Origin of the sequence: Actibacterium pelagium (genome assembly GCF_002285415.1) — a bacterium.
Taxonomy (GTDB): Bacteria; Pseudomonadota; Alphaproteobacteria; order Rhodobacterales; family Rhodobacteraceae; genus Actibacterium_B; species Actibacterium_B pelagium.
On sequence record NZ_NSBU01000004.1, the window covers coordinates 166,331 to 191,998 of the forward strand.

27 protein-coding genes are annotated in these 25,668 nt (G+C 58.5%); 13 read left to right on the forward strand and 14 right to left on the reverse strand.

All coding sequences use genetic code 11. The features are described 5' to 3' along the window. Both CLM58_RS01080 and CLM58_RS01085 read left to right on the forward strand, forming a co-directional pair. The gene (locus CLM58_RS01080; RefSeq protein WP_095594067.1) at positions 1-2,790 is read left to right on the forward strand and encodes a DNA translocase FtsK; all 2,790 of its coding nucleotides are present in this window, start codon (positions 1-3) and stop codon (positions 2,788-2,790) included. Positions 2,791-2,867: 77 nt separating this feature from the next. Further along, positions 2,868-3,476: a LolA family protein gene (locus CLM58_RS01085; RefSeq protein WP_095594068.1), complete on the forward strand. Its 609-nt coding sequence runs from the start codon at positions 2,868-2,870 to the stop codon at positions 3,474-3,476. Here the strand turns inward: CLM58_RS01085 and CLM58_RS01090 are convergent. Next, complete coding sequence (locus CLM58_RS01090) at positions 3,473-4,051, reverse strand: transglycosylase SLT domain-containing protein (protein ID WP_095594069.1); 579 nt, start codon at positions 4,049-4,051, stop codon at positions 3,473-3,475. The two genes, CLM58_RS01085 and CLM58_RS01090, sit on opposite strands and share 4 nt — an antisense overlap. A 232-nt stretch (positions 4,052-4,283) precedes the next feature. On the opposite strand from CLM58_RS01090, the gene hspQ reads away from it, so the two are divergent. Beyond that, on the forward strand, positions 4,284-4,610 hold the full coding sequence (hspQ, locus tag CLM58_RS01095) for a heat shock protein HspQ (RefSeq protein WP_095594070.1): 327 nt from the start codon (positions 4,284-4,286) through the stop codon (positions 4,608-4,610). Between the two features lie 6 nt (positions 4,611-4,616). On the opposite strand, the gene CLM58_RS01100 is transcribed toward hspQ, so the two are convergent. Beyond that, positions 4,617-5,108, reverse strand: coding sequence for an ATP-binding protein (locus CLM58_RS01100; RefSeq protein ID WP_095594071.1), 492 nt, complete (start codon positions 5,106-5,108; stop codon positions 4,617-4,619). Between the two features lie 15 nt (positions 5,109-5,123). After that, the gene (locus CLM58_RS01105) at positions 5,124-5,468 is read right to left on the reverse strand and encodes an STAS domain-containing protein (protein WP_095594072.1); all 345 of its coding nucleotides are present in this window, start codon (positions 5,466-5,468) and stop codon (positions 5,124-5,126) included. Positions 5,469-5,557: 89 nt separating this feature from the next. Between CLM58_RS01105 and CLM58_RS01110 the strand changes: the two genes are divergently transcribed. The 3 genes from CLM58_RS01110 to CLM58_RS01120 all read left to right on the forward strand — a co-directional run bounded on the left by CLM58_RS01110 (position 5,558) and on the right by CLM58_RS01120 (position 9,165). Then, positions 5,558-6,034: a GAF domain-containing protein gene (locus tag CLM58_RS01110; RefSeq protein WP_095594773.1), complete on the forward strand. Its 477-nt coding sequence runs from the start codon at positions 5,558-5,560 to the stop codon at positions 6,032-6,034. Positions 6,035-6,043: 9 nt separating this feature from the next. After that, on the forward strand, positions 6,044-6,691 hold the full coding sequence (locus tag CLM58_RS01115) for an RluA family pseudouridine synthase (protein ID WP_095594073.1): 648 nt from the start codon (positions 6,044-6,046) through the stop codon (positions 6,689-6,691). A gap of 176 nt (positions 6,692-6,867) precedes the next feature. Continuing rightward, positions 6,868-9,165, forward strand: coding sequence for a choice-of-anchor F family protein (locus CLM58_RS01120; RefSeq protein ID WP_095594074.1), 2,298 nt, complete (start codon positions 6,868-6,870; stop codon positions 9,163-9,165). Positions 9,166-9,222: 57 nt separating this feature from the next. Here CLM58_RS01120 and pnp read toward each other — a convergent pair whose 3' ends face one another. Next, entirely contained in the window at positions 9,223-11,355 is a 2,133-nt protein-coding gene (gene pnp, locus CLM58_RS01125; RefSeq protein WP_095594075.1) for a polyribonucleotide nucleotidyltransferase, read from the reverse strand. 227 nt (positions 11,356-11,582) lie between these two features. On the opposite strand from pnp, the gene CLM58_RS01130 reads away from it, so the two are divergent. Both CLM58_RS01130 and CLM58_RS01135 read left to right on the forward strand, forming a co-directional pair. Continuing rightward, on the forward strand, positions 11,583-12,689 hold the full coding sequence (locus tag CLM58_RS01130) for a YncE family protein (protein ID WP_095594076.1): 1,107 nt from the start codon (positions 11,583-11,585) through the stop codon (positions 12,687-12,689). 110 nt (positions 12,690-12,799) lie between these two features. Continuing rightward, a complete protein-coding gene (locus CLM58_RS01135) occupies positions 12,800-13,132 on the forward strand; it encodes a YegP family protein (RefSeq protein ID WP_095594077.1) in 333 nt (110 codons plus the stop codon). Between the two features lie 134 nt (positions 13,133-13,266). Here CLM58_RS01135 and CLM58_RS01140 read toward each other — a convergent pair whose 3' ends face one another. Beyond that, a complete protein-coding gene (locus tag CLM58_RS01140; RefSeq protein ID WP_095594078.1) occupies positions 13,267-14,094 on the reverse strand; it encodes a class I SAM-dependent methyltransferase in 828 nt (275 codons plus the stop codon). Between the two features lie 95 nt (positions 14,095-14,189). After that, positions 14,190-14,459, reverse strand: coding sequence for a 30S ribosomal protein S15 (gene rpsO, locus CLM58_RS01145; RefSeq protein WP_095594774.1), 270 nt, complete (start codon positions 14,457-14,459; stop codon positions 14,190-14,192). A 326-nt stretch (positions 14,460-14,785) separates the two neighbouring features. Between rpsO and CLM58_RS01150 the strand changes: the two genes are divergently transcribed. Together CLM58_RS01150 and CLM58_RS01155 are read left to right on the forward strand one after the other, a co-directional pair. Continuing rightward, a complete protein-coding gene (locus tag CLM58_RS01150) occupies positions 14,786-15,052 on the forward strand; it encodes a hypothetical protein (RefSeq protein ID WP_095594079.1) in 267 nt (88 codons plus the stop codon). Next, positions 15,049-15,462, forward strand: coding sequence for a hypothetical protein (locus CLM58_RS01155; protein ID WP_095594080.1), 414 nt, complete (start codon positions 15,049-15,051; stop codon positions 15,460-15,462). The genes CLM58_RS01150 and CLM58_RS01155 overlap by 4 nt, the downstream gene beginning before the upstream one ends. Positions 15,463-15,836: 374 nt before the next feature. Here CLM58_RS01155 and CLM58_RS01160 read toward each other — a convergent pair whose 3' ends face one another. From CLM58_RS01160 to rbfA, 6 genes are all read right to left on the reverse strand, one after another. Further along, entirely contained in the window at positions 15,837-16,136 is a 300-nt protein-coding gene (locus CLM58_RS01160) for a DUF5665 domain-containing protein (RefSeq protein ID WP_095594081.1), read from the reverse strand. A gap of 50 nt (positions 16,137-16,186) precedes the next feature. Beyond that, positions 16,187-17,113, reverse strand: coding sequence for a calcium-binding protein (locus CLM58_RS01165; protein WP_095594082.1), 927 nt, complete (start codon positions 17,111-17,113; stop codon positions 16,187-16,189). Positions 17,114-17,198: 85 nt separating this feature from the next. Further along, positions 17,199-17,726, reverse strand: a complete 528-nt coding sequence (locus CLM58_RS01170; RefSeq protein WP_095594083.1) for a DUF1643 domain-containing protein — start codon at positions 17,724-17,726, stop codon at positions 17,199-17,201. A gap of 628 nt (positions 17,727-18,354) precedes the next feature. Beyond that, positions 18,355-19,266: a tRNA pseudouridine(55) synthase TruB gene (gene truB / locus CLM58_RS01175; protein WP_095594084.1), complete on the reverse strand. Its 912-nt coding sequence runs from the start codon at positions 19,264-19,266 to the stop codon at positions 18,355-18,357. A gap of 36 nt (positions 19,267-19,302) precedes the next feature. Beyond that, entirely contained in the window at positions 19,303-20,058 is a 756-nt protein-coding gene (locus CLM58_RS01180) for a phosphodiester glycosidase family protein (protein ID WP_095594085.1), read from the reverse strand. Beyond that, entirely contained in the window at positions 20,045-20,455 is a 411-nt protein-coding gene (gene rbfA, locus CLM58_RS01185; protein WP_095594086.1) for a 30S ribosome-binding factor RbfA, read from the reverse strand. The genes CLM58_RS01180 and rbfA overlap by 14 nt, the downstream gene beginning before the upstream one ends. Positions 20,456-20,536: 81 nt before the next feature. Between rbfA and dapB the strand changes: the two genes are divergently transcribed. Together dapB and CLM58_RS01195 are read left to right on the forward strand one after the other, a co-directional pair. Further along, positions 20,537-21,346: a 4-hydroxy-tetrahydrodipicolinate reductase gene (gene dapB, locus CLM58_RS01190; RefSeq protein WP_095594775.1), complete on the forward strand. Its 810-nt coding sequence runs from the start codon at positions 20,537-20,539 to the stop codon at positions 21,344-21,346. 142 nt (positions 21,347-21,488) lie between these two features. Beyond that, complete coding sequence (locus CLM58_RS01195; RefSeq protein WP_095594087.1) at positions 21,489-21,830, forward strand: dihydrodipicolinate reductase; 342 nt, start codon at positions 21,489-21,491, stop codon at positions 21,828-21,830. 7 nt (positions 21,831-21,837) lie between these two features. On the opposite strand, the gene CLM58_RS01200 is transcribed toward CLM58_RS01195, so the two are convergent. Further along, positions 21,838-23,862, reverse strand: coding sequence for an Ig-like domain-containing protein (locus CLM58_RS01200; protein WP_095594088.1), 2,025 nt, complete (start codon positions 23,860-23,862; stop codon positions 21,838-21,840). Between the two features lie 234 nt (positions 23,863-24,096). Next, positions 24,097-24,276 (reverse strand): DUF1674 domain-containing protein, encoded by a 180-nt coding sequence (locus CLM58_RS01205; RefSeq protein WP_095594089.1) that lies wholly within the window; start codon positions 24,274-24,276, stop codon positions 24,097-24,099. Between the two features lie 71 nt (positions 24,277-24,347). Between CLM58_RS01205 and CLM58_RS01210 the strand changes: the two genes are divergently transcribed. Next, complete coding sequence (locus CLM58_RS01210; RefSeq protein WP_095594090.1) at positions 24,348-25,622, forward strand: RsmB/NOP family class I SAM-dependent RNA methyltransferase; 1,275 nt, start codon at positions 24,348-24,350, stop codon at positions 25,620-25,622. Positions 25,623-25,668 lie beyond the last annotated feature (46 nt).

Genomic DNA, 25,668 nt, shown 5'->3' on the forward strand with positions numbered 1-25,668 from the left:
ATGGCATCTTATCATATGAAGCAGCGCGACCCGCTTTTGGATTCCAACACACAAGCGGCCCTTGAACAAAAGGGACGCGAGTTGATGGGCCTGACCCTGATGGGAATCGGGATCTTGGTTGGCATGATGCTGTGGTCCTACGTTCCTGACGACCCAAGCTGGCTTAGCGCCACGGACGAGCCCGCCGCAAACTGGCTGGGCCGGACGGGGGCGTCTTTGGCGTCGCCACTTTATGTCATCGCCGGATGGGGTGCTTGGGGCATCGCTGTGGCCTGTTTTGCCTGGGGTTTGCGCTTTGTGATGCATCGGGGCAGCGATCGCGTGCTGCCGCGTGTTCTGTTCGCGCCGATCGGCTTTGCCTTGATTTCGATCTATGCCTCGACCCACGTCCCCCCCGCTGGTTGGACCCATAGTTTTGGCATGGGCGGGCTGTTTGGCGACACCGTTCTTGCCGCCCTTCTGACTATCCTGCCAATCAGCGCGACCTTTGGCCTGAAGGTTCTGGCACTGATCCTTGGTGTTGGCATGGTTGCCATGATGCTGTTCGTGCTGGGCTTTGACCGGACAGAGCTGAAATCCATCCTGCGGTTCTCGTTGATCAGCCTGATCACCGCTTACGCACAGATCCGTCATTGGCTGGGCCGCGGCGCAGCCGAAGCCGCCCAAGGGGCCGCCGCCCTGCGCGAGCGTCAGCGCACCCGTGCCGAAGCGACAATGCCGTCCGAGCCGATTGTCACCCGGTCTGAGCAGACATGGGACGACGAGCCGGTGATCGAAGACGCCGAACGCCCGGGCCTGTTCGCCCGTATGCCCTCGCTTCTGCGCCGCGCGCCTGAACCCGAACTCGTGGAACGCGAGTTGCCAGAGGCCGCGCTGCACACCGAAAGCCCATCGGACGAGCGGATCAAGGAAAAGATCAACGACGTCATCAAGAACCGCGTGCGACGTGCCAAGGGCCCGCAGCCGATGCGGATCGAACCCTCCCTGTCGCCCGATGCCACCACCGTGGCCCGCGCCGAGCCGCAACTGACCCGTGACGCAGCGCCGGTAATGGACGCGCCGATCGCAGAAGAACCCATGCTTTCGGCGGATACGGATTACGCAGAGGACACCTCGATTGACGAGGCACAGGCCTACGCCGCAGCCCCGCGCCCCGAATACACTCCGCCGCCGGTCCTGCAGCCGCGCAAGGTCGTGCAGCACCCGCCAAAGAAGGCACCGCAGCCGTCGAAACAGGCGCAGGCCGAAGCCCAGCCCACCCTGTTCGCCGAAAGCAGCAGCGACTATGAATTGCCGCCGCTGAACCTGCTGGCAAACCCGGTTTCGATCGAACGTCACCACCTGTCCGATGAGGCGCTGGAAGAAAACGCCCGGATGCTGGAAACCGTTCTCGACGATTATGGCGTAAAGGGCGAAATCGTTTCGGTCCGTCCCGGCCCCGTCGTCACCATGTACGAGCTAGAGCCCGCCCCCGGCCTGAAAGCCAGCCGCGTTATCGGTCTGGCGGACGATATCGCACGGTCGATGTCCGCTCTGGCGGCCCGCGTTTCGACCGTCCCCGGCCGCAGCGTGATCGGCATCGAACTGCCCAACGCCCACCGCGAAAAGGTGGTCCTGCGTGAAATCCTGTCCGCCCGCGCCTTTGGCGACGGCAAACAGACCCTGCCGCTGGCACTGGGCAAGGACATCGGCGGCGATCCGATTGTCGCGAACCTTGCCAAGATGCCTCACCTGCTGATCGCGGGGACCACGGGCTCTGGTAAATCCGTGGCGATCAACACCATGATCCTGTCGCTGCTTTACAAGCTGACACCGGAAGAATGCCGCCTGATCATGATCGACCCGAAGATGCTGGAACTGTCGGTTTATGATGGCATCCCGCACCTTCTGTCGCCCGTTGTGACCGACCCGAAGAAGGCGGTCGTCGCCCTGAAGTGGGTCGTCGGAGAGATGGAAGAGCGTTACCGCAAGATGTCCAAAATGGGCGTGCGCAACATCGACGGCTACAATGGCCGCGTGCGCGATGCGCTGAAGAAGGGCGAGATGTTCTCTCGTACCGTTCAGACCGGCTTTGACGATGAAACCGGCGATCCGATCTTCGAGACCGAAGAATTCGCCCCCGAGCTGCTGCCCTATATCGTCGTCATCGTCGATGAGATGGCCGACCTGATGATGGTTGCAGGCAAGGAAATCGAGGCCTGCATCCAGCGTCTGGCCCAGATGGCGCGTGCCTCGGGCATCCACCTGATCATGGCCACGCAGCGTCCCTCGGTCGACGTTATCACCGGTACAATCAAGGCGAACTTCCCAACCCGGATTTCGTTCCAGGTGACCTCGAAGGTCGACAGCCGCACCATCCTTGGTGAAATGGGCGCCGAGCAACTCTTGGGCATGGGCGACATGCTGTATATGGCCGGCGGCGGAAAAATCACCCGTTGCCACGGCCCGTTTGTCAGCGACGAAGAGGTCGAGGAAATCGTCAATCACCTCAAATCCTTCGGCCCACCCGAATATATGAGTGGTGTCGTCGAGGGCCCGGATGACGACAAGGAAAGCGACATCGACCTTGTGCTTGGCCTTGGTGGAAATACCAATGGCGAGGACGCTTTGTACGATCAGGCCGTTGGGATCGTCATCAAGGATCGCAAGTGCTCGACGTCCTACATCCAGCGCAAACTGGCGATCGGCTATAACAAAGCCGCCCGACTGGTTGAGCAGATGGAAGACCAAGGCGTCGTGTCCTCGGCCAACCACGTGGGCAAGCGGGAAATCCTTGTGCCAGAGCAATAGGCGGCGCCGTGCCACCCAACAATTTCGTGAGCTTGGCCGGGGTGTAATCGCCCCGGCCTTTGCTTAGATAGGTAAGTATGAAAGCACTTCGTTTCGCCCTCTTGCCCGGGTTTCTACTGGGCCTTGCTGGACCCGCCGCAGCGGAAAAGCTGTCGCTGGACCAGATCTCGACCTATTTCAACGGTTTCAAAACGGCCGAGGCCGGTTTTACACAGTACAATTCGGATGGCTCCCGTTCGACGGGGCGGTTCTATCTGCAGCGCCCGGGCCGGGCGCGGTTCGAATACGACCCGCCCAATGATGCGCTGGTGATGGCCGGCGGCGGGACCGTTGCGGTGTTTGACAACAAGTCGAACCAGCCGCCAAGCGAATACCCGCTGAAGCGCACGCCCCTGAATCTAATCCTGAAGCGTAGTGTGAACTTGAACGCCGAAAACATGGTCGTCGCCCATCAGGAATATCAGGGCGAAACCGTCATCGTCGCGCAAGACCCCGAGCACCCCGAATACGGGTCGATCCGGCTGCACTTTGCACCAGCCCCTGTGACCCTAACCAAATGGGTGATCGTTGATGATGTGGGCGGCGAGACCACGGTCGCATTGGAAAAATTTGAAACCGGAGGGGACATCTCCAGTTTCAAATTCAACATTCCCTTCGAGATCGAAGACCGTATGCGCGCGAACTAGACGCGGCAGCTGGCCAGTTGGCTCTGATAGACCTGCGCCCGCTGGCCAACCTCTGACGACACGCGCATCAGCCAGCTTTTGTTACGGTACGTACCCCGGGCATAGCCCGTCTGGCCTTCGTGATAGGCGAGATACTGGTTGCGGGCATCGCTAAGCGAGATGTTGTTGCGGCGCAGGCTTTCGTTCATGTACCAGCCCATGAAATCGGTCGCATCGCGAATTCTGTCGCGGCGCGCGCCCCTGTTGCCCGTCTGCTTGCGATATTCATCCCAGGTTCCGTCCAGCGCTTGGCTATAACCAAAGGCGGAACTTTGCCGCCCCATGGGGATCACGCCAATTGCCCACCGATACGGGGTGCGCGCATCAGCGTCGAATTTGCTTTCCTGATAGATCGTTGCCATCTGGACATGCATCGGAACGCCCCATCGACGCTCTGTCCGCTCAAAAGCGGAAAGGTAATTGGGTTTCTCCCGGACGATGCTACAGGCATTGTCCAGATTGCGTGGGGGGCCTTCGCCTCCGCCACCGCACGACGCTAACAGGACCACAAGTCCGATGCGAAGAAGTCTGCTCATCAATCCTCGCCTTATGATTTTGGTTCTTTTCCTCAGGATAAGGGAAAACAGAGCATAAGAGAAAGGCAAAGTTGCCAGGGTCTGTACTCTTTTGCGTGATCAGCTAGGGAATTCAGGTAGGCGTGACGTTCCGCTCTGGTCAAATCCTGCGCTTAAAGATAGGGAAAGAAACTTACTGTCCGCGCATGGGGCGCGGGCGGATTCCAGCACGGGGCGCTTTGGCGCAGGACTTATGTTGAAGACACGGGCAAAATTTCATCTGGGACAGGTGGTGCGGCATCGCAAGCACCCGTTTCGCGGTGTGATTTTCGATGTCGATCCAGAGTTCGAGAACACCGACGAATGGTACGAGTCGATTCCCGAAGGCAGCCGTCCGCGTAAGGATCAACCCTTCTACCACCTGTTGGCCGAAAACGATCAAAGCTACTACGTGGCGTATGTGTCCGAGCAGAACCTGCTTCTTGATGACACGGGCGAGCCTGTTGGCCACCCCGACGTCGACGGCATGTTCGGCGAGTTTGAGGACGGGTCTTACCCGCTGCAATTCGCGCTGAACTGATACCGGTCAGCCACCCGGTTGGGGCTGTAAGTTGGCCCGTTCATCCAAGCTTAAACCCTGACCATGCTGAGACAGCCTGATCTCGAACGTCAGGATGTTTTGATCGTCCTCGCGGCAATAATCGAGGTTGGTCGCAATCTGGCTGATCAAGTTCCAGCCAAATCCCCCTTCCGGCAGGTGCTCAACAGGGGTGTTGATTAGATCATAGTCTTTCGGGCGAGCAGCGAAATCAGGCAGGGGCACCCCTGTGTCGGTAATCCGAAACTGTAAACTTGGCTCGCACACCGTCACCAACACTTTGATCATGCCCTGACCGCCTTCACCGTAGGCATGTTTGACGATGTTGTTCATCACCTCTGCCAGAAGAATCTGAACTGACCCACGCAGGTCGGCATCATATCCATTTGCAACCAAAACCGTATTCACACGGTCCAGCCCATGACGAACCCCCCGCAGATCGCTGTGGATCGTTAAATCCAACAAGTCTTCGGTTTCCATGCGCAAACGCTCCGGTCAGGCGGCGTTGGCGCCAGTGCCCAGTGCCTCATCGACGCTGGGATGGATCAGGAAGACACTGTCCATGCGGGTCAGGCGAAACACCTTGGCCACCGTCGGGGTCAGCCCGGCCAGTTCCAACTTGCGGGCCGAGCCCAACAGCTTCATCGCGGCGACGACAGCCCCAAGACCGCTGCTGTCCAGAAATTCGACCATCTGCAGATCCAAAATCACGCGCTCTGCCGGTTCGCTGGTCAGCTCTTTCATCTTGTCCTTGAATTGGATGGCCACCGCCGCATCGATACGGGTATCGCTTGCCTCAATGACAATTGCATCGCCCTCGCGGCGTTTCGTAAGATTCATAATGACCTCCTGTCAAATCCATGAAAAACGCTAATCAGCAAATCTTACCGAAAGGTATCCAAGCAACTTCTTGGGTGAAAGAAATCGCCATGCGCATAAACTATTCCGATATTTCCCGATCAATCGCGGCCCTGACAGAGGGTGAAACCGACGAAGTCGCGCTGATGGCCACCGTGGTTTGCGAACTGCACCATGCCGATGACCGCTTCGACTGGACCGGGTTCTACCGAAACGTTGGCAACGAAACCTTGAAGATCGGCCCCTATCAGGGCGGCCACGGCTGTCTGGTCATTCCGTTCTCGCGCGGTGTCTGCGGGGCTGCGGCCCGGACCGGCGAGGTCCAGCTTGTCCCCGATGTCGATGCCTTTCCCGGCCATATCGCCTGCGCCAGCTCGACCCGATCCGAGATCGTTCTGCCGGTTTGGGGCCGCACCGGAGAGCTGATCGGCGTGCTGGACATCGACAGTGACCAGCCTGACGCATTTGACGAAGAGGACAGCGTCGCCCTGACGGACATCCTGGCCAAGGTCTTCGCAGGGGTTGAGCCCGCACAGGCGATGAGCTAACCGCCCGATATGAGCGCCGAGTACAACCCGCCCGACACACCGCTGTCGATCCTGCATCAGGACCACGAACTTTTGTTCGTGGACAAGCCGACCGGCCTTCTGTCGGTGCCCGGGCGCGGTGAACATCTGGCCGATTGCCTGCTGACCCGCATACAAGCCGCCTTCCCCGAAGCGCTACTGGTCCACCGGCTGGACCGGGACACCTCGGGCGTCATGGTCTTCGCCCTCAGCCCCCATGCACAACGCCATCTGGGCAAACAGTTCGAGACACGCAAAGCACGTAAAACCTATGTCGCGCGGGTCTGGGGCAAGGTCGAAGAAAAGACCGGCACCGTTGATTTGCCGTTGATAGTCGACTGGCCAAACCGGCCGCTACAGAAGGTGGATTTCGAAACCGGAAAGCCCGCCGTCACGGACTGGCGCGTTCTGCGTTACGAAGACAATGCCACACGCATTCGTCTTTACCCGCGCACAGGCCGCAGCCACCAACTGCGAGTCCACATGCGCGAAATCGGTCACCCTATCCTTGGCGATCCGTTCTACGCAGAAGGCCCTGCGCGCGACGCCCCGCGGTTGATGCTGCACGCGGAAAGCCTGCGTGTAAATCATCCTGAAAGTGGAAAAGGGATGACTGTCACGGCACCCAGCCCCTTCTGAAAACACGCAATTTCCTCTTTCCGAAGCAGGGCCAATCTACGGTCTCTTTTAGGCGTTAAAGAGCCTTGGTTCCTTGCAGAATCCATACATATTCAAAAAATTGATTTCGATCAAAGCATCTCGCATAGGTCGAATTTTAATGTCCTTCCGAAATCGATTTTAGGGAAGGACTATTAATGAATACCGGAGCCAAATTGACTGCGGGCTTGTCGATCCTTGCGACAAGTCTGCTAACGACATCGCTAAACGCCGGAACGATCGATGGCTTAACCAACGTTACCGGTGATGGGTTCGTCCTTCTTGATGAAGATGAGAACGTGGTGGATCCCGGAATCAATGCGATCACCGGCGACCCGAACAACGACGACTTTGTCGGCAATGGGTTCTCGCCAAGCGGTGTTGAAAACTGCCTGAGGGCGTCGGTGATTGGTGCCGGGTGCGCAGAGGGCCCCGGCGCGGGCAATCGGTACAAGCTGTTTCTCACTGGCACCGAGCCATTGGATCTGACCTTCGAAACGACCAATAGCGCAGGCGTGACCGAGTACTTCAACTTCGGCAAAATGTCGAACACGACAGGCGCGCGGATCATCGCGGCCGAGCTTCTGCTGGGAACCGGGACCGGGGAAGATTTTGTCCTAATGGATCCGGCCAGCCCGGAGGCCGCCGTTCTCTTTGACCAGATTATTGATTTGGTAGGCGAGAATGCGGCCGAATGGCCGTTTCTGGACGGGGCCACTGACGGACAAGCCCCCCTGCAGCGGGTCTTTCTACCCGGTGGGCTGTTTGGCGATGGCGGAGCCGAAGGGTACATCGGCTTCTTCGACGACGAACGTGCCGGGATGGTCTTTACCTCGAACGAAGACCTGACCACGTTGCTTGCCGAAAATCTGGCGAATGACGTGCATCTGGCCAGCTTTGGCGATGCTCTTCTCGCCCGAACCATGATCCCGAACGGGATGTTCTGGGACGAAAACGTTCTGGACACCACCGACGAAGACGCACTTATCGCTTGGTATGATAACCGTGCAGATAGCGGTGCAGGCGGTTGGGTTTGGGGTGCTCTTGCCCCCGACGGCTCCGAGGACCTTGGCATTCGCCTGAGCGATCTGGCTGGTGCCTTGGGCGTAGATGAGCTGGATCTGGGCTATGCAGATGGCGCAGAGATTCCACTTGATATCGTCGCGCTGATGGACTCCGACGAAATCTTCACCGAAGGGCCGATTGAAGACCTTTCGAACCTCAACCTGAACTTCAACATCGACACGGGCGACATCGCGTTGGGCGAATTCACCCTGCGTATCGTTCCGACATTCGCACCGATTGTCGAGGCCAGCGAAACACCGTTGCAGTTCACAGTCGCCGGGACGCTGGATGCCGCAAATGTCCCCTATCTAAACGTGGATGAAGCCTATCTGGGTGTCATCGACGATGTGCTGGCGCTGGGAACCGAAGAAGAACAACAAGAGGCGCTTGATAGCCTTGGCCACAGCTTTGCAGGAGCAGCACCGGGCCTTGCCTTTTCCTTTGGTTCGGACGTTCTGTTTGCGTTGTCGCAAGCCAAGGCATCAAACGATGGCGCAACCGTTTCCACCAAAGGAACCGGGTCTTGGACCATGTCCGAAACGACAACAGGTTTTGTTTCGATTGGCGGCGGTGTCGCGGAACAGGATGCGACACTGAACAGTGCCGGATATGATGCCGACCGCGCTAGCTTTGTCGGTGGGTTTGAAACCAACGTGACCCAAAGCCTAAGCGCCGGTGTTATCTTTGGCCTGCACAATGGTGAGGCGGACATCGACGATGGGCTTGGTTCAGTTGATGCCGACGGCTTCTCTGTCGCTGGTTTCGCCCGTTACCAAGCGTCCCAGAACGCGGCCATCCAGGCGGTTCTCGGGCTGCAAAACCTGTCCTTTGACACGACAAGACACATTGCCTTTGGCTCGGTCGATGAGACCGCTACCGGCTCGACCAAGGGTGACATGATCTTCGCTGCCTTGGACGCAGAGTATCTGATGCCTGTGTCCTGGGGTCTGGTCGGGCCCATGGCTTCGGTCGAATATTACAACTTGGGCGTAGACGGTTACACCGAGACCGGCGCCGGGATTTATAATCTCGCCGTAGAAGATTACGACAGCGATCTCTTTATCGGTCGGATTGGCCTGCGCGGTGAAACCAACACGCATCAAATGTCCAACGGCTGGTCGATGCAGGCCTACGGTCATGCCGCACTCGCAACCCGTTCGGGCGGTGACTTCAGTGTCAACGCTGCGTTTGATGGCTCTAACCTGCCAACCATGTCCCTGCCCTCCGACGGCAGCGACAGCGAATGGGTCGACGTCGGAATAGGTGTCACCCTGAACCGCAACAAAAGCGGGCGCGGCAGCACAGTCATCGGCGCCGAGTATCGCGGTGGCTTCGCGGGAGACGGCTACAAGGACCATCAGGGCAAAGTCTTTGTTTCCTGGCAGTTCTAAAACAAAAAAGAAGGGCCCATTTGGGCCCTTCTGAATTTCTGGAAGCTGGTCGACTTATTAGTCGGCTTTCTCTTCTTTCTGGATCTCTTCGCCAGTTGCCTGATCGACCATCTTCATGGCCAGACGAACCTTGCCTCGATCGTCAAAGCCCAGAAGCTTCACGAAGACTTCCTGACCTTCTTTCAGAACGTCGGACGGGTGGTTCAGGCGGCGGTTTTCGATCTGGCTGACGTGCACAAGGCCGTCCCGCTTGCCGAAGAAGTTCACGAAGGCGCCGAAGTCGACGATCTTCACGACCTTACCTTTGTAGATCACGCCTTCTTCCGGCTCTGCCACGATCGCGTGGATCATGTCATAGGCCTTCTGGATAGCTTCACCGTTCGGCGAGGCGATCTTGATGACACCGTCGTCGTTGATGTCGACCTTGGCACCCGAAACTTCAACGATCTCACGGATCACTTTACCGCCCGAGCCGATCACTTCACGGATCTTGTCGGTCGGTACGGTCATGGTTTCGATGCGCGGCGCGTGGACCGAGAACTCGGATGCTTCGGTCAGAGCTTTGCTCATCTCACCCAGGATGTGCAGACGGCCTGCCTTGGCTTGGGCCAGGGCTTTTTCCATGATCTCGGGCGTGATGCCCGCAACCTTGATGTCCATCTGCAGCGAGGTGATGCCGTTTTCGGTACCTGCGACTTTGAAGTCCATGTCGCCCAGGTGGTCTTCGTCACCCAGAATGTCGGACAGAACCGCGTAGGAACCGTCTTCTTCCAGAACCAGACCCATCGCAACGCCTGCAACCGGTGCTTTCAGCGGAACGCCTGCGTCCATCATGGACAGCGAACCACCACAGACCGACGCCATCGAGGACGAACCGTTGGATTCGGTGATCTCGGAAACAACGCGGACGGTGTAGGGGAAGTCGGTTGCCGCCGGCAGAACAGCCTGCAGTGCGCGCCATGCCAGTTTACCGTGGCCAATCTCACGACGACCGGGCGAACCTACGCGGCCAACTTCACCAACCGAATAGGGAGGGAAGTTATAATGCAGCAGGAAGTTCGAGCGATAGTTGCCGTGCAGGGCGTCGATGATCTGCTCGTCGTCGCCGGTGCCCAGAGTGGTCACAACCAGACCTTGGGTTTCACCACGGGTGAACAGGGCCGAACCGTGGGTCCGCGGCAGCAGCTTGGTTTCGCAAACGATCGGGCGGATTTCATCCAGCGCACGACCGTCGATCCGCTTGCCTTCTTTCACAACCGAGCTGCGCAGCACGGTGGATTCCAGCTTCTTCAGGGCCGAGCCAAGGTTCGCATCTTCCTGCTGTTCCTCGGTCAGACCAGCGATCAGCTCTTCCTTGACGGCGGCAACAGCGGCAACGCGCTCTTGCTTGTCGGTGATCGCGTAGGCCGCTTTCATCTTCTCTTCGCCAGCCGCTTTCACGACGTCGAACAGCTCGCTGTAATCCGGCGGGGTGAATTCGAACGGCTCTTTCGCCGACTCTTCTGCCAGATCGATGATCAGGTCGATAACCGGCTGGATCTGTTCGTGCGCAAAAGTCACGGCGCCCAGCATTTCGGCTTCGGTCAGTTCGTAGGCTTCCGATTCCACCATCATCACGGCGTCTTTGGTACCCGCAACAACCAGGTCCAGACGCTGGTCCGGCTTGGTGCGCAGCTGGTCCATATCGTCGACTTCGGGGTTCAGGATGTATTCACCATCCACGAAACCAACACGTGCACAGGCGATCGGGCCCATGAACGGTGCGCCCGAAATGGTCAGCGCGGCCGAGGCTGCGATCATCGCAACAACGTCGGGGTCGTTGACCAGGTCGTGCGACAGCACGGTGCACATCACCAGAACTTCGTGCTTGAAGCCAGGGACGAACAGCGGGCGGATCGGACGGTCGATCAGACGCGCGGTCAGGGTTTCTTTTTCGGTCGGGCGCGCTTCGCGCTTGAAGAAACCGCCGGGTACTTTACCGGCAGCATAGTATTTCTCTTGGTAGTGGACCGTCAGCGGGAAGAAGTCCTGACCCGGCTTCGGTGCCTTGGCAAAAGTCACGTTGGCCATAACGCTGGTTTCGCCCAGCGTCGCAATCACTGTGCCGTCGGCCTGACGTGCAACCTTGCCGGTTTCCAGTGTGAGCGTCTCTTCGCCCCACTGCATCGATTTTTTCACTTCGTTAAACATCTGTTTATCCTGAAAGGAGGCTCTCCCGGCCCTCCGGGTCCTCCGTTGTCATGGCGGCCCCATTGCCGCCGACCCCACTATCCTTACTTTCGAGCGCCGGGGTCCATCGCGCTACGTCTCAGATGGGGGGCACATACAGCAAAAAATCCCTGCAGAAAAGAGAGGATCACTTGCACGAATAAATCCTGAAACATAGCCTGCCTTCGGGAAGTGGGGTTTTGGTGGATATGATCGAGATCATCGAGGCAGGAGCACAGTCACTGTCAGCGGCCGTGGACGGGTTGTCTTCTGCGGCAAGAATCGAATTGGCGGACGGGCTGTCTTCGGAAGCTGTGAACCTGAAACGGACAGAAGACTGCCGGTTCTCTCCAAATGGCAAGGTGATCGCCGTCGCCGGGTTCTTGACCGACACAATCCTGTTGTTCGAAATCTCTCAACAACATGTCGCAGGTAATCTTGTCGTCCGGATCGAGGGCAAGCTGACCCTGACCCATCCGCGGCTGTCCAGACCGCATGGGATCGACTTCATCGACGAAACCACGATTGCCGTGGCCAACCGGGATGGCCGCCTGATTATCCTGAAGCTGCCGCAGGTCCCCTTTGATGGTCGGACCGTTCCAGCCAAGATGCTTATGCGCCGCAAGCGGATCTGGATGAAGCACAAGTTGAAAACACCAGGCTCTGTCGCGGTCACGCGGAAAGGTCGGTTTACCTATGAACTACTGACCTGCCTCAACTATCGTAACACCGTCGCCAGCCCGCGCTTCCTGCGCCTTGGGGATCTGCATCTGCCGTTCGGTGGGCGGATTGCCTTACAGCGCGGGATGGAAATTCCCGATGGTGTTTCGATCTGCCCGGAAACGGCACGCGTCGCGATTTCAAACCATAATGAAAACGCCATCCGGCTTTATTCCCACTATGACGACCTGCGACCGAACGCTCATCCTGTGGGCCGCCTTCTGGGGATGGCCTATCCTCACGGCTTGCGGTTCTTCGACAAAGGGCGGCGCCTGATGGCCGCTGATGCGGGTGCGCCTTTGATCCATTACTGGCGGGACGACACGGCCAAATGGGACGGCGATCGAACGCCCACCGCCTCGTTCCGGATCATGGACAAGGAAACCTTCGCAGCCGGTCGATACAACGATCAGGAAGGCGGACCCAAAGGGATCGACATCCACCCCTCTGGCGCCTTCCTTGTCGTCACCAGCGAGCATCAGGGCTTTGCCGCTTTCGACGTGCCAAAATTGCTACAAAGGCTGGAAACGGACAAAACCGAACCCGCCGCCTCCGATGACTTGCCTGAAACGCCAGCGGCAGCTGCGGCAACCTGACTTTGCGGCAAACCCTCCCGGCCAGCGGACTTTTTAAGAATTTCGTTGAAAATGCGCTTTAATTCTTCAAAGCTGATCCTGAGAATTAGTCCAATTGTGAGGAGCGAGGAATGGCTGGCAAATTCGAAGTGTATAAAGACAAAGGTGGCGAGTTCCGCTTCCGCCTGAAGGCCGGGAATGGCGAGATCATTCTGGCCAGCGAAGGATACAAGCGCAAAGCCAGCTGCGAAAATGGCGTCGCCTCGGTGATGAAAAACGCACCCACGGATGCCCGCTATGAACGCAAGGAAACCAAGTCGGGCAAACCGATGTTCAACCTGAAAGCCACCAACGGCCAGGTGATTGGAACCTCGGAATCCTACTCCAGCGAGTCCGCCCGCGACAACGGCATCGAGTCGGTGAAGAAAAACGCTCCAGACGCCAAGGTTGAAGACCTGACCTGATTATACCCAAAGCACTCGCCAAATGGCGGGTGCTCCTTTTAGCGCGCCGCCGATCTAAGACCCAATGGCCTAGAATCTCTTCGCAATCCCGTTGGCAAGAAGATATCGGTCAGGCTTTTGGGGTTGGGATAACCTTAAGGTTTCAAGCCGGAAGACAGCGAAGCAGGCATTGGAACCAAGAATTCCTTTCCGTCGCGAAGTTTCTCAACTTCTTTTCGTATGGCATGCCGAATGCTTTCCAATCGATCCTCTGGCTGAGCGCGCAACATTGCGCTTGCCCGCACAGCACCTTTCAGGAACGCCTGATACAGATCATTCGGATCGCTTAGACGCAAAAACTGGGGCACCGTTTTTGTCTGGATTGCCGTGAACCCTGCAGCCCCAAGGACGTTACTCACCTCAACCGGGTCAGCAAACCGGAAATACGGCGGAGCTGGTGGCAGGTCCGGATTCGGGTCACCTTGCTGGGATAGCACAGGCATCACAATCCCAAATCCCTCTCCCGGTTTCGGGTCCGCCCAAACTGTAAAGCCATAGCGCCCGCCGGGCTTCAAGACGCGAAAGGCCTCGTGCACGACGGCCTGCGCATCTGGCATGTGCAACATTCCGAACCCCATAACGACGGCATCGAAGGTTGCCTTCGGGAAAGGCAACTCCGCTGCACTGCCCTTGATGAAAGCAACCTCTGGACAACTGCGCATCGCAAGCGCCACCTGCTGGGCGGAAAAGTCCAAACCCGTCACCTGCGCCCCACGCTTGGCCGCGGCCGCGGCGACATATCCGGCACCGGTCGCAACGTCCAAAACACGCGCGCCTTCAGAAACACCCGTCGCGTCCAGCAAAGCCTCAGCCGATTGTTGGGTTAAACCACCCCAGTGACGGTGATAGCGCTCTGCCACATTTTCCCAACCGGCATGCTCGAACGCGACGAACGCCTTGGCGTCTTCGTCGTCCAAATCCATCCAAAAGGCCCTCCTGCCTTCCAGTATACAGGAAATCAACAAAAAACGCCCGCTCGAATGAGCGGGCGTTTGATGATCCAGACGGACCGAATTTCTTAGCGGCGGATGCCCAGACGTTTGATCAGGTCCTGGTAACGGGCCACATCTTTTGCCTTGGTGTAGTCCAGCAGCTTACGACGCTGAGCAACCATCTTCAGCAGACCACGACGAGAGTGGTTGTCTTTCTTGTGGCTTTTGAAGTGCTCGGTCAGGGTGTTGATGCGCGAGGTCAGGATAGCAACCTGTACTTCCGGCGAACCGGTGTCGCCTTCTTTGGTGGCGAATTCCTTGATCAGGCGGTTCTTTTCTTCAACTGTAATCGACATCGGGGTCTCCTTGGTTAAGGGTTGATGGCACAGGCCGGGATGTCGTCCAGCAAGGCCCTTGGAGAAATCCACCGGGATTCGCCCGGCAGATGCGCGCGTATAGGGGATTTTTTCAGGTTTGGGAAGGGGCGAGCCCAATCCAATACCTAGTTGGCTCGTGAGCGGGCAAGTTGATCTCCCCTTGGCAGACCTGTCACAAGTTTCTTACAAATTCACTGCAGTGGACCTTTTTGGTCCCAAGTATTGACTTGATCGAAATCAATGCAACCTCGCCTAGACAGGCAGACAGTATTTAGACGAAATCTTACTCTGATCAGGAGAGGCAGATGGAACCGGGAAACAGCGCGGGCACCATCACACAGTTTATCCCGTTGATAGTTACCGGTCTGGCTTTACTAGCTTTGGCTTGGCCGATGACCAAACGGAAAGGTCTGCCTGCCGGATATGCTATTCTTTGCTTTTTGCCTCTCATAGGAGTCCTGGTTTTGATTTGGATTGCCAGTAAACCAGACAAGGAGTTGCTTGAGAGAGTTGCAAAAATCGAAGGCTCTCAAAGGATCAAAACGGATCGGGCTGAAGGAGATGCTTCATGACCAAAGAACGACTTGAAGAACTGAAAGAGCAGGTTGCAAGCATCGGGCATAACCTTGGCCCGGCGTTTCTAGAAGCAGAAGAGCGCGTCCGAACTGAAGTGGACAAGCTGGTGCCAACTGAACCTGAGCCTGAGACAGAGCTTGAGAGGGCCAAAATAGTATTGGATTTAATGAGCAGCCATATTCGAGGCGAGTATCTGCTACCCGAACCGTCGGCCGCTTATACAGCCGTAGGATTTTTGATCATCGCAGCCTACACCGGGGTTACAATTGCAACAGTGCCCGCAATTTCTGTAGCTGGAGATGTCGCCATTCTTGGTTTCATCTACGCCGCACTCCGAGAAGAGATAGAGGAATACGTGCAATGGCGCCGTAAAGCGGAACCCGATTATGCCAAGCATGAAGCTTAACACGCGATGGTGCCCCAGAGGATTTTATATTCCTAATTCTTCTGAAATCGTGTGGACTGCATGATGACCTTGTCTCGAACTATCTGCGCTCAATACCCGCGGCTCGAAGCTTTCGAACTTGTTTCTAATGACCACTTGCGAATTCTTAGCTTGGCCCTTTGGCCAGTCCGTTAATTTCTGTCGAGGTTTCTTCGCCGAATCTATAAATAGATTGTCGAATCGGCATTGATCCAATTACAGGTACGGGCTGATCCCAAGCTGGGCGAGTATCTCAGGGATCGTCGCTGTCTGACCGACGATCAAGACTACACCGACTTCATAGTCGAAAAGGACAGCAAATCCCAGATGCTGCCTGCTTCCGAAACCGAACGGATTTACTCTTCACCGGGTGTGATCGGACCCTGAATCTCGGCCGCGATCTGCTTGGCCCAGTCACCGATGATTGGGATCAGTTCGATCTGGGACAGGAAGTACAGCATCACCGACACCAAGAAGGTCGCGCCCACCACAGTACCCAATCCGGTCGCCAATCCCCGCAGGAAAGAAAACCACAGCATCCGCGGGGTCGAATTCATGATCCGCAGATAACGGTGCTGGTTCAGAAGCTGCACTTCTTCTTGCAGCGCACGAAGGTCCTGGGTCAGGTCTGGGTTTTCGTCAGGTTGGTCTGGCATGGTCCGGGTCCGGCTTGGGGTCTTGACCGAACCTTAGGCCAGCGCCGGGATCAGACCAAGTGCGCTTTGGCCGCAGCATCCATGTAGTTGCTATAGTCGCTTTGGGCCAAGAGCGTGATCTTGGCCTCGGCGAGGCTTTGCAGGCTGTCGATATCGGCCAGCGGCAAGCCATCCAGCAGCAGGGTCGCGGCATCAGGCTGGTCCTGAGACATATCCAAGGACAATTCCGGGTCCGGGTGTTCGTCATCATCATAGACGATGAACAGGCGATCGGACTCTGGGTCGAAATCCTTCAGATCGGGAATTTCCTCTCCATCCAGCAGCCAGTCACCTAGAACAAAGCCATCTTCACCCTCGCCACCCGAGGCGATATCGCCCGACCCGACAAGGATCAAATCCGCCCCGTCGCCGCCGTTCAGATAGTCCTTGGTGTTGTCGTCTTCCAAACCCTCGTCGGTCGTCTTGAACCCGGTCAGGACATCGTCACCGTCATTGCCGTTCACAATGTCCTGCCCGTCGCCACCGACCAAAGTGTCATCGTCCAGACCGCCCATCATCGCGTCATCACCGTCGCCACCCAGTACAAGATCGTCACCCGGCCCGCCAATCAGCGTGTCGTCGCCCTCGTCACCCCAAAGCTGGTCATCCTCGGCCTGCCCCGCGAGATAGTCGTCACCTTCGCCGCCAAAGATCACATCGACGCCCAGATCCCCCAGCAAGTCATCTGCGTCCAGACCGCCGAACAGCAGGTCATCGCCCTCGGCCCCGTTCAGCCAATCGTCCCCTTTACCACCCAGAAGTGTGTCATTGCCTGCGCCACCATGGACAAGATCATCCCCTGCCAGCGCATCCAGCAGATCCGGCCCATCGCCGCCCTCTAAGGTGTCATTGTCTTCTGTGGGTTCGTCTTTATCAGGGGTCAGCTCTATCGCGGCACCCACCGCAAGCAAGCTGAGTAGTCCGGCCAGTCCCAGCATCTGAAACGTCCTTTGCCGTTAGCGTGGTAGATGACCATGCTAGGCGCGGATTGCGCAGAGCGCAGAGGGAATAAGCGCATTAAAGTTAACGTGAGGGCACGTCCCAAGGCATCGGCGTGACCTTGTAAGAGACATACAGCGGGTGCCTTGGATGCCCCTCTTTGGTCAGCCCGATATGAGTCAGGACATGACCGGCGGCTCGCAACCTTTCGGCGACTTTTGGGCCCTGATCCAAATGCTCGCCATGCACCCCCCAAGCGCAAAGAATCTGGTCCGCCCATTGGGCACCTTCCAGAAGGCAGGCATCGTTCAATGGCCCCTCGGGATGGGCCGCTTTTCTTAGATCTTGGGGCTGTGTTGCGCGAAATGCGAAGATGTTGACCACGCGCATCGCCCCGAACCCCATCTGCCGCGCCCGCCGTTCGCAACGCTCAACCGTGGGGTCATTGCGCAGCTCGTCCGCGGTCGAGGGGTTCAGCATCACGAACAGAAGCTTTCGCCCAGAAGGAGACCAAGTCCGGGTCAGGGAATAGCGATATCTCTCACAAGGCGAGTACACCGCCTCGGAATGGTTAACGCCCTCGACATGGGTTCGGGTCAAATGATCAGTCATTGTGTTCAATTCGTGGCAAGCCGGTGGTTGGCATGGTGCTGTGATTCGGTTTTTTGGACTCAAAAAGGGGAAAATCTGCCTTCTGTCCACGAGTTGACACTTGTACTTTCGGGCATGTCCTTCCGGTTATGGCAAAAACCTAAGTTTCTCACTAAGATTTTTTCACGCAACCATCTGTTAAATAATATTTTTCTCAAAGGGATAGGTTTTCCTGTCCCATTTGGGGGTGGTTTGTGGCGAATTTAGGCGGCTAAACTTGTCCCTGTTCGGACCACCACTCACTCAACCTAAGGTCTGTACGCAAAATTTAATTGGGAACTAAAATGGCAAAGCCACTTGAAAATCTACTCAACCACAGCACTTCCGAAGGTGCCGGCGCTGATCTACCAGTGACGTCACATGGAAAGTTGCCCACAGTATGCGAGGATCAGATGGAACGTCTGTTTCGCTGCGGAACCGACCTCTTGGAAACCCAGTCTTCCTTGACCACTAACCAGCGTGTTCTGCTTCTCGCTCAATAACCCTCCAAAACCGCGACGGCTGTTCCGTTACCCATCACGTGCTTCAGGGCACAGAACAAAAAGCCACTCTCTCGCGTAGAAACCCGCATCACCCGATGCGGGTTTCTTTATTTGGAATGCAGGAAAACCCGGTTGGGGTGCAGCTCGCCCGCTTTATAGACGCCAACCGCGACGGCCTGTCCGTTCAACGAGGCCCAGGCCTCGTCCCCGTATTCCGCATCCGAGGTGATCACGATCCCGGCGTTGCCGTTGCGCATGCGGGCCGCACCATCGGGGGTGGTGCGCAATTCTGGCAGGTCAGCCAGACCGATCTCTAGCGGCTGAAGATAGTCATCCAGCGCCGGATCTTTGGCCAGCTCTTCGATCTGCTCCATGGTGATGCCGTTTTCGGCCTCGAACGGCCCGGACCAGACCCGGCGCAATTCGCGCACGTGACCCAGACAGCCCAGCGCCTCGCCCAGATCGCGGGCAATGGCACGGACATAGCCGCCCTTGCCGCAGACCATTTCCAGCGTGACATGGTCGGCGTCTTCGCGGTCCACCATGATCAGGCTTTCCACGTACAGCGGACGCGCGGCGATCTCGAAATCTTCGTCATCGCGGGCCAGCTTATAAGCGCGCTCGCCATCAATCTTCACGGCCGAGAACTTGGGCGGGACCTGCATGATATCGCCCTCGAACTGCGGCAGGGCCGCACGGATGTCTTCATCCGTCGGGCGCGCGTCGCTTTCGGCGATCACTTCGCCCTCTTGATCGTCGGTATTGGTGGCTTGGCCCAGACGGACGGTAAAGCGATAGGCTTTCAACGCGTCGGTCACGAAGGGCACGGTTTTCGTGGCCTCACCCACGGCAACGGCCAGCACGCCAGTTGCCTCGGGGTCCAATGTGCCCGCGTGTCCGGCCTTTTTGGCCGACAGCGCCCAGCGCACCTTGTTCACCACGGCGTTCGAGCTGATCCCGGCGGGCTTATCCACCACCATCCAACCTGAAATGTCGCGTCCCTTGCGGCTGCGTCCCACGGGCGTTCCCCTTCGATACTGTGCAGGCGCGCGGTGCTACTGTGCCGCCGCCGGTTCGTCAAGCGGCTGAACGGTGCCAAGGATCGGCCCCATTGGCAGGCCAAAGCCCGACCGGCCAAGGTCCGGCGCGTATAGCTTGGACACCTTCCCATCCAGAAACAGCGCATTGGGCGTCTTCAGGTGATCCCGAAACAGCCGCCCGAACAGGTGGAACCGCACCGGCGCGTCAGAAATCGCCAGATAGACAAGCCCCTTAGCATCCACGCCAACCCCGTTTCGGATGAATTGGGTCGAGCTGTCTTCCAGAAATCGCGGATGCAGCGCCCCGTCAATCACCAGCATCGGCCCCGACTGCGTCGCATAGCGGCAGGTCTGCCCATCATCGCGGAAGGCGCGGGCCTCGATCACATCAGCGCGGCCTTCGTTCAGGCACAACACCCCGTTGGGAAGCATCCCAAAGTTCCCCGGACCGGCCGAAGTCACCAGCCGCATCTCTTGCACGCCATCTTCGACATACAGACCCACCGGGCTGCGGTCGCTGTGATACATGCCCGCGTTCATGGCAACGCCAAGGGTCAGACCCTCGGCCTCGAGCGCTTGTTTCACCCGCGAGAAACTGCCCAGCACCCGACCGTCCTTGTCGCGCAGGAACAGCCGCAGCTCTTCTGCCGCCGGATCAACAGTGCAAACGGTGAAAGGGGTCTCGTCGAAGCGCAGCTTCTCACAAGTTGCGGCCCCGGCCGGGGTGGCCAAGGCCAGTAAGAACAGGAAAACGGCCTTAAGCCGGATCATCCCTGTCCTCTGTATCGCGGACCACGTTCTCTTGTGACAAGAGACGGCGCGTCTCGTCCATCTGGTCGAAGGTCTCATCCAGAACGAAGCGTAGGTCAGGTGCGTATTTCAGCGAGCAGGCCTTGCCGACCATGCGCCGCAACTCGCCCTTGTTCCGGCGCAACGCGACCAAAGCCTCTTCCGCCCCCTTGCCGCCCAAAGGCAGGACAAAGGCCGTCGCGATCTTAAGGTCGGGAGAGGTCCGAACCTCGCCAACCGTGATCGACATCCGGTTCAGCTCTGGATCGTGCACGTCGCCCCGCATCAGAACGTCCGACAAGGTGCGCCGGATCAGTTCGCCTACCCGCAGCTGCCGCTGCGACGGGCCGGGCCCGTCATGAAATTTGTTTTTCGCCATAAGGCGCATCTAAGCGATCAGCTTCGCTTTGCCAAGGGCGGGGCTGGCGGCTATACCTCCGAGAAAGAAGTGGAGAGCGACATGACCGACCTGCCGGGTATCGTGATTACAGGGGCCTCGGGCCGTATGGGCCAGATGCTGATCAAAACCGTGATGGCCAGCGACAAGGCCCGTCTGGTCGGCGCGCTGGAACGTCCCGGTCATGACTGGATCGGCCGCGACGCAGGCGAAGTTGCTGGCGCAGGCCACGCAGGCGTACCCATCACAGACGATGCGGTCGAAGCCTTCGCCAAGGCGCAGGCGGTGATCGACTTTACCGCGCCCGCCGCCACCGTTGAATTCGCCGCCTTGGCCGCGCAGGCCCGTGCCGTGCATGTCATCGGCACCACCGGCATGTCCGAGGACGAGATCGCCAAGCTTGGCCCTGCCGCCCGCCACGCGGTCATCATCCGCGCAGGCAATATGAGCCTTGGGGTCAACCTGCTGACCACTCTGACCAAGAAAGTCGCCGAAGCCTTGGGCATGGACTATGACATCGAGGTGATCGAGGCCCATCACCACCACAAGGTCGACGCGCCCTCCGGCACCGCCCTGATGCTGGGCCAAGCCGCCGCCGATGGTCTGGGCGTTGACCTGAACGAGGTCGCCGACCGCGGCCGCGACGGCATCACCGGCGCCCGTACCCGCGGCCACATCGGCTTCCACGCCATACGTGGCGGCGACATCATCGGCGAGCATGACGTCCTGTTTGCTGGCCCGGGTGAACGCATTACCTTGCGCCACGTGGCCTCTGACCGTTCGGTCTTTGCCAATGGCGCGCTGCGCGCGGCACTTTGGGGACAAGACAAAAGCCCGGGTGAATATGACATGGTGGATGTGCTGGGGCTGTAACCGCCCTGCGCGTTCCGGCCTTTGCCGATTGACGCGGCCGCTTACCGACGCGGGTCACGCCAAGTCGGTGCGTTGATTCCGAAAAAGTGATCCAATCCGGGCTTGGAAGCGTAGTCGGGGTATATGACCCCGCGAGGTTCCCATGCGTTGGATCGCCATAGTCTTCATCCTGTCCGCCAGCCCGGCTCTGGCTTTTGACCGCGTCACAACGCGGGACGACTTCCTGCAACTTGTTCAAGGCAGCCAGCTAAAGGCGCTTGGCGTGCGCCTTCGCGTCGGGGCCGACGGATCGATCAAAGGTCGGGCTTTTGGCTATGACGTCACCGGCGACTGGCAATGGCAAGACGGCTATTTCTGCCGCACGATGGACCTTGGCGGCGACCCGATCGAGTTCAACTGCCAAGAGGTCAACAGCAAAGGCAACCGGATCCGCTTTCAATCGGACCGCGGCACCGGAGAGACCGCCACTTTGAAGATCGACTGACCCGGATCTATGCCAACAGGCCGATCAGGTTCTCTCCATCCAACAGAATTTCCTCCACGTTGCTGAAATGAACCGTCTGGTTGCCATAGGTCAGCGTGTAGCTGTTTGTACTTCCAGCAGTCAGCGAGTAATCGGACAGATCCCCATCGGCCAGTTCGACAATGTCGTAGCCGCCTTCCGGGCCAAGGTGATACGGCCAGCCGCCCTGCACAAAAAAGGACTGCGCTGACGCGTCTGCATCCAGGTCCAGCAACAGGTAATCGTCGCCCGTGCCCAGGTCGATTTCGCCATCGATTCCAGTGCCATCCAGCGCCTCGCCCGGGCCGGTCGTGATTTCGACATGGTCATTGCCATGGCCCGTGTCGATATCCAGCCCCATCTCATCCCACAAAATCGGGTTGTCCACGCGCAGATCGATCAGCAACGTATCATTCCCATCGCCCATCCAGATGTCGGTCGAGATCAGTGCGCCCAAAGCGCCATACCCGTCAGGCGTGGGGTTGGTGATCTTGACCTGCATAAGGTCATTACCTTCCCCCATGTTGAACTCGCTCAGGCCGAATTGCAGAACGCCCGGCCCGTCCATCTCGACGAACAGCTGATCGTTGTCATCGCCCATGTCGACATTCAGGCCAGAGATCGTCGCGCCACCCGTCGTGTCGCTGTCGATGACCAGAACATCCTCGCCCGCGCCCATAGCGATATCCACGATCTCCATATGGCCGGTCGCGTCATCGAACAGGAACACCAGCTTGTCGTTGCCCAGCCCCGTATAGAAGGCAAGGTCATCGTAGTTGGGGTTTTCAAACCCCGAGTACCAGAAGTCGTTCCAGCTGAACCCTTCGATGTAATGAGTGTTGATGATCTTGGCATCATCGCCATCGGTAAAGGCTACGATATCCGGATAGCTTGGGTCGTTGGTCAGGCCGTTCAGTTCAGGCAGAACCGGCGCGGTCGAGGGATCAAGGCCCAGCAGCCCGTAATCCACGCGGCCATTGGCATCCAGATAGGTCGGCACCGGGTCATCCGCTCCATTCACCACGATAATGACATCCTGAACCTCTGATACGGCGCCGTGCTGGTCCATGGCCTGTACCTGCAGGGTCAGTTCCAGCGTTTCGCCGGAGTTCATCAGCTGGAAGCCCGCACCGGGATCAACAGTCACCACCGTTCCGTCCAAGGACACCGCCACCCCATCAGGTGCCGAGACAATCGCATAAGACAGGCTGGACCCGTCATCATCGCTGTCCACATCCTGCCCAAGCGTGGCCAGATCGAACTGCACCGCACCAGCGTCTTCGGTTACCTGAATCTCTGCATCATCCAGCATGGTCGGGGCGTCGTTCAGCCCGATCACCTGAATTTCCATCTTCGGATCAATCCCGTCGGCCACGGCCACACCAAGATTGATGTCGAAGGTTACGACCTCAACCTCGCCTTCCGCCAAATAGCTGCGGTCGACCGTGGTCGGGTCAAACTCGAAGGTCGAGGTGCGCTTGCGCCCGCTGGCCACGTCTTCGACGATATGTTCGATATTGGTGATCCAGCCCTGCGTGTTGGGGTTGAAGGTGAAACTTGCATAGACCGACCGGTCATCCAGATCGTAATATTCGATCGTGACATAGACGGGCGTGTCCACCGTGGTCGACACCGGCGCCTGATAGAAATAGGCCGGGTTATCGTCGTACAGAAGATAGGTGTAATCATCGAACTGAATCGCTTCGACCTTGGTCAGCGTATCCCGGCCCTCGTTTCCGTCTGCAGAGTTCAGGTCGGTGACAATGGCGTTGTTCTTGCGATCAAAGCTCCAACTGAAATCATGGATACTGCCGCGATAAACCGCGGTATCGAATCCGTCGCCGCCATTGATCTTGTCGTCGCCTTCCAGCCCGGTGAACGTGTCATTTCCCGCGCCACCGCCAAGACGGTCTGACCCGGACGTGCCAATTACGGTCAGATCAACGACCGGATCCGTTCCGCCGCCGTCACCACCACCATCAGAGGGTTTGCCACCTTTTTTGCCGCGCGCCATGAAAAACTCCGCTCTAAAATCAATTGTCAAAAATGCAGGGCCATCGGGTGGCCCGGTCTCTAAAATATCTCGCCCCGAGACTTCCTTAATTTTCAGAGTTTTGCAATCACAAGTCGTTCATTGCGCCAAAATCGGCAACGATGAGTCTCGGTGCGTAAAATTGTATCAGATTCAATGGGGTTAGCGCAGCCAACCGCCCAGCAACGACGGGGGCGCCACCCCAAAACATTGCGATTAGAAATCGATCGCGATACCCTTCTTTTCCCAATCGCCATAGCGCACGGGTTCGGGGCCCTCGCGGCCGCCCAGCTCTGTTGGCAGTTCCAGCTCTTTGGCCTTCTTGCGGCGCTCTTCGGCTTCGGCCAGGGCGCGCTTGGCTGCCTCGGGCAGGTCTTTCTTGATATCGTCAGACATGGGCCGCTCCTTGTGGGTGGGTCCCACTTGATATACGCCCCTGATCACAAGCTGCAAGTAAGGACGGGCCCATGGCCAAGGATATCGACAAGGCGCGCGGCGCTGCATGGACGCTGGTGAATGCCATCACCGAAGAGCACTTCCTGCTGTCAGAGCTTCAGGGCAAAGACAGCCCATTGAACGGCCTGACCCCGCCGGAACAGGCTCGCGCCCAGCGTCTGGCGCTTGGCACCCTGCGCTATGCGGGTCGTGTCGATGCCCTGCTGAAGCCGCTGATGCGCAAGCACCCCCCAGCAGAGGTCCGCAACCTTCTGCGCCTTGCCGTGGTCGACCTGATGACCGGCGGCGCGGCAGCCCATGGCGTGGTCAACACCGCGGTCGAGATGATCAAGGCCGACCCGCAGACACGGCCCATGGCGGGTCTGGTCAACGCGGTCCTGCGCCGGGCCGCCGAGATGCAGGGCGAATGGGACGAACTTCCCCCGCAACGCATGGCCGGCTGGCTGCGTGGCCGGGTCGAGGGCCAATACGGCCGCGCCACCACGCTGGCGATTGAGGCCGGGCAGGAACCGCCCGCCCCTCTGGACCTGACACCCCGCGATGGCGATACCGCCAAACTGGCCGAGATGGTCGGCGGCACGCCCCTGCCCACCGGCAGCGTGCGCCTGAAAGACGCCAAGCAGGTCTCGAACCTGCCCGGCTACAACGAAGGCGCTTGGTGGGTGCAGGACGCCGCCGCAGCCTTGCCCGTGAAACTGCTGAATCCACAGAAGGGAGAGGCCATTCTGGATCTGTGCGCCGCTCCGGGCGGCAAAACCATGCAACTGGCCGCGGCCGGGGCCAAGGTGACGGCGCTGGATATCTCGGACCACCGGATGCAGCGGGTCAGACAGAACCTGATCCGCACCCAGCTAGAGGCCAAAACCGTCGTGGCCGATGCGCTGGAATGGGTGCCAAGTTCCCTGTTCGATGCGATCCTGCTGGACGCACCCTGTTCGGCCACAGGCACCATCCGCCGCCACCCGGACCTGCCCTTTGCCAAGTCCGGCGCGGATATCAAACCGCTCTTTGGCCTACAGGCCGAAATGATCGACCGGGCCCTGCAACTGCTGAAACCCGGCGGGCGGCTGGTGTTCTGTACCTGCTCTTTGCTGCGCGAAGAGGGAGAGTTCCCGCTGCGTGACGCGCTAGAGCGTCACCCGACCCTGCAAATCGACGACACCCTGCCCACTGGCGTCCCCGAGGACTGGCGGGCGGAAGGTGGCGGGCTGCGCACCCGTCCCGACTATTGGGCCGAACAGGGCGGCATGGACGGATTCTTCATGGTCCAGCTGCGGAAGGCCTGATCCACTGAAACGGTGACAGCGCGCGCCGCGCCGCCTATGCTGCCCC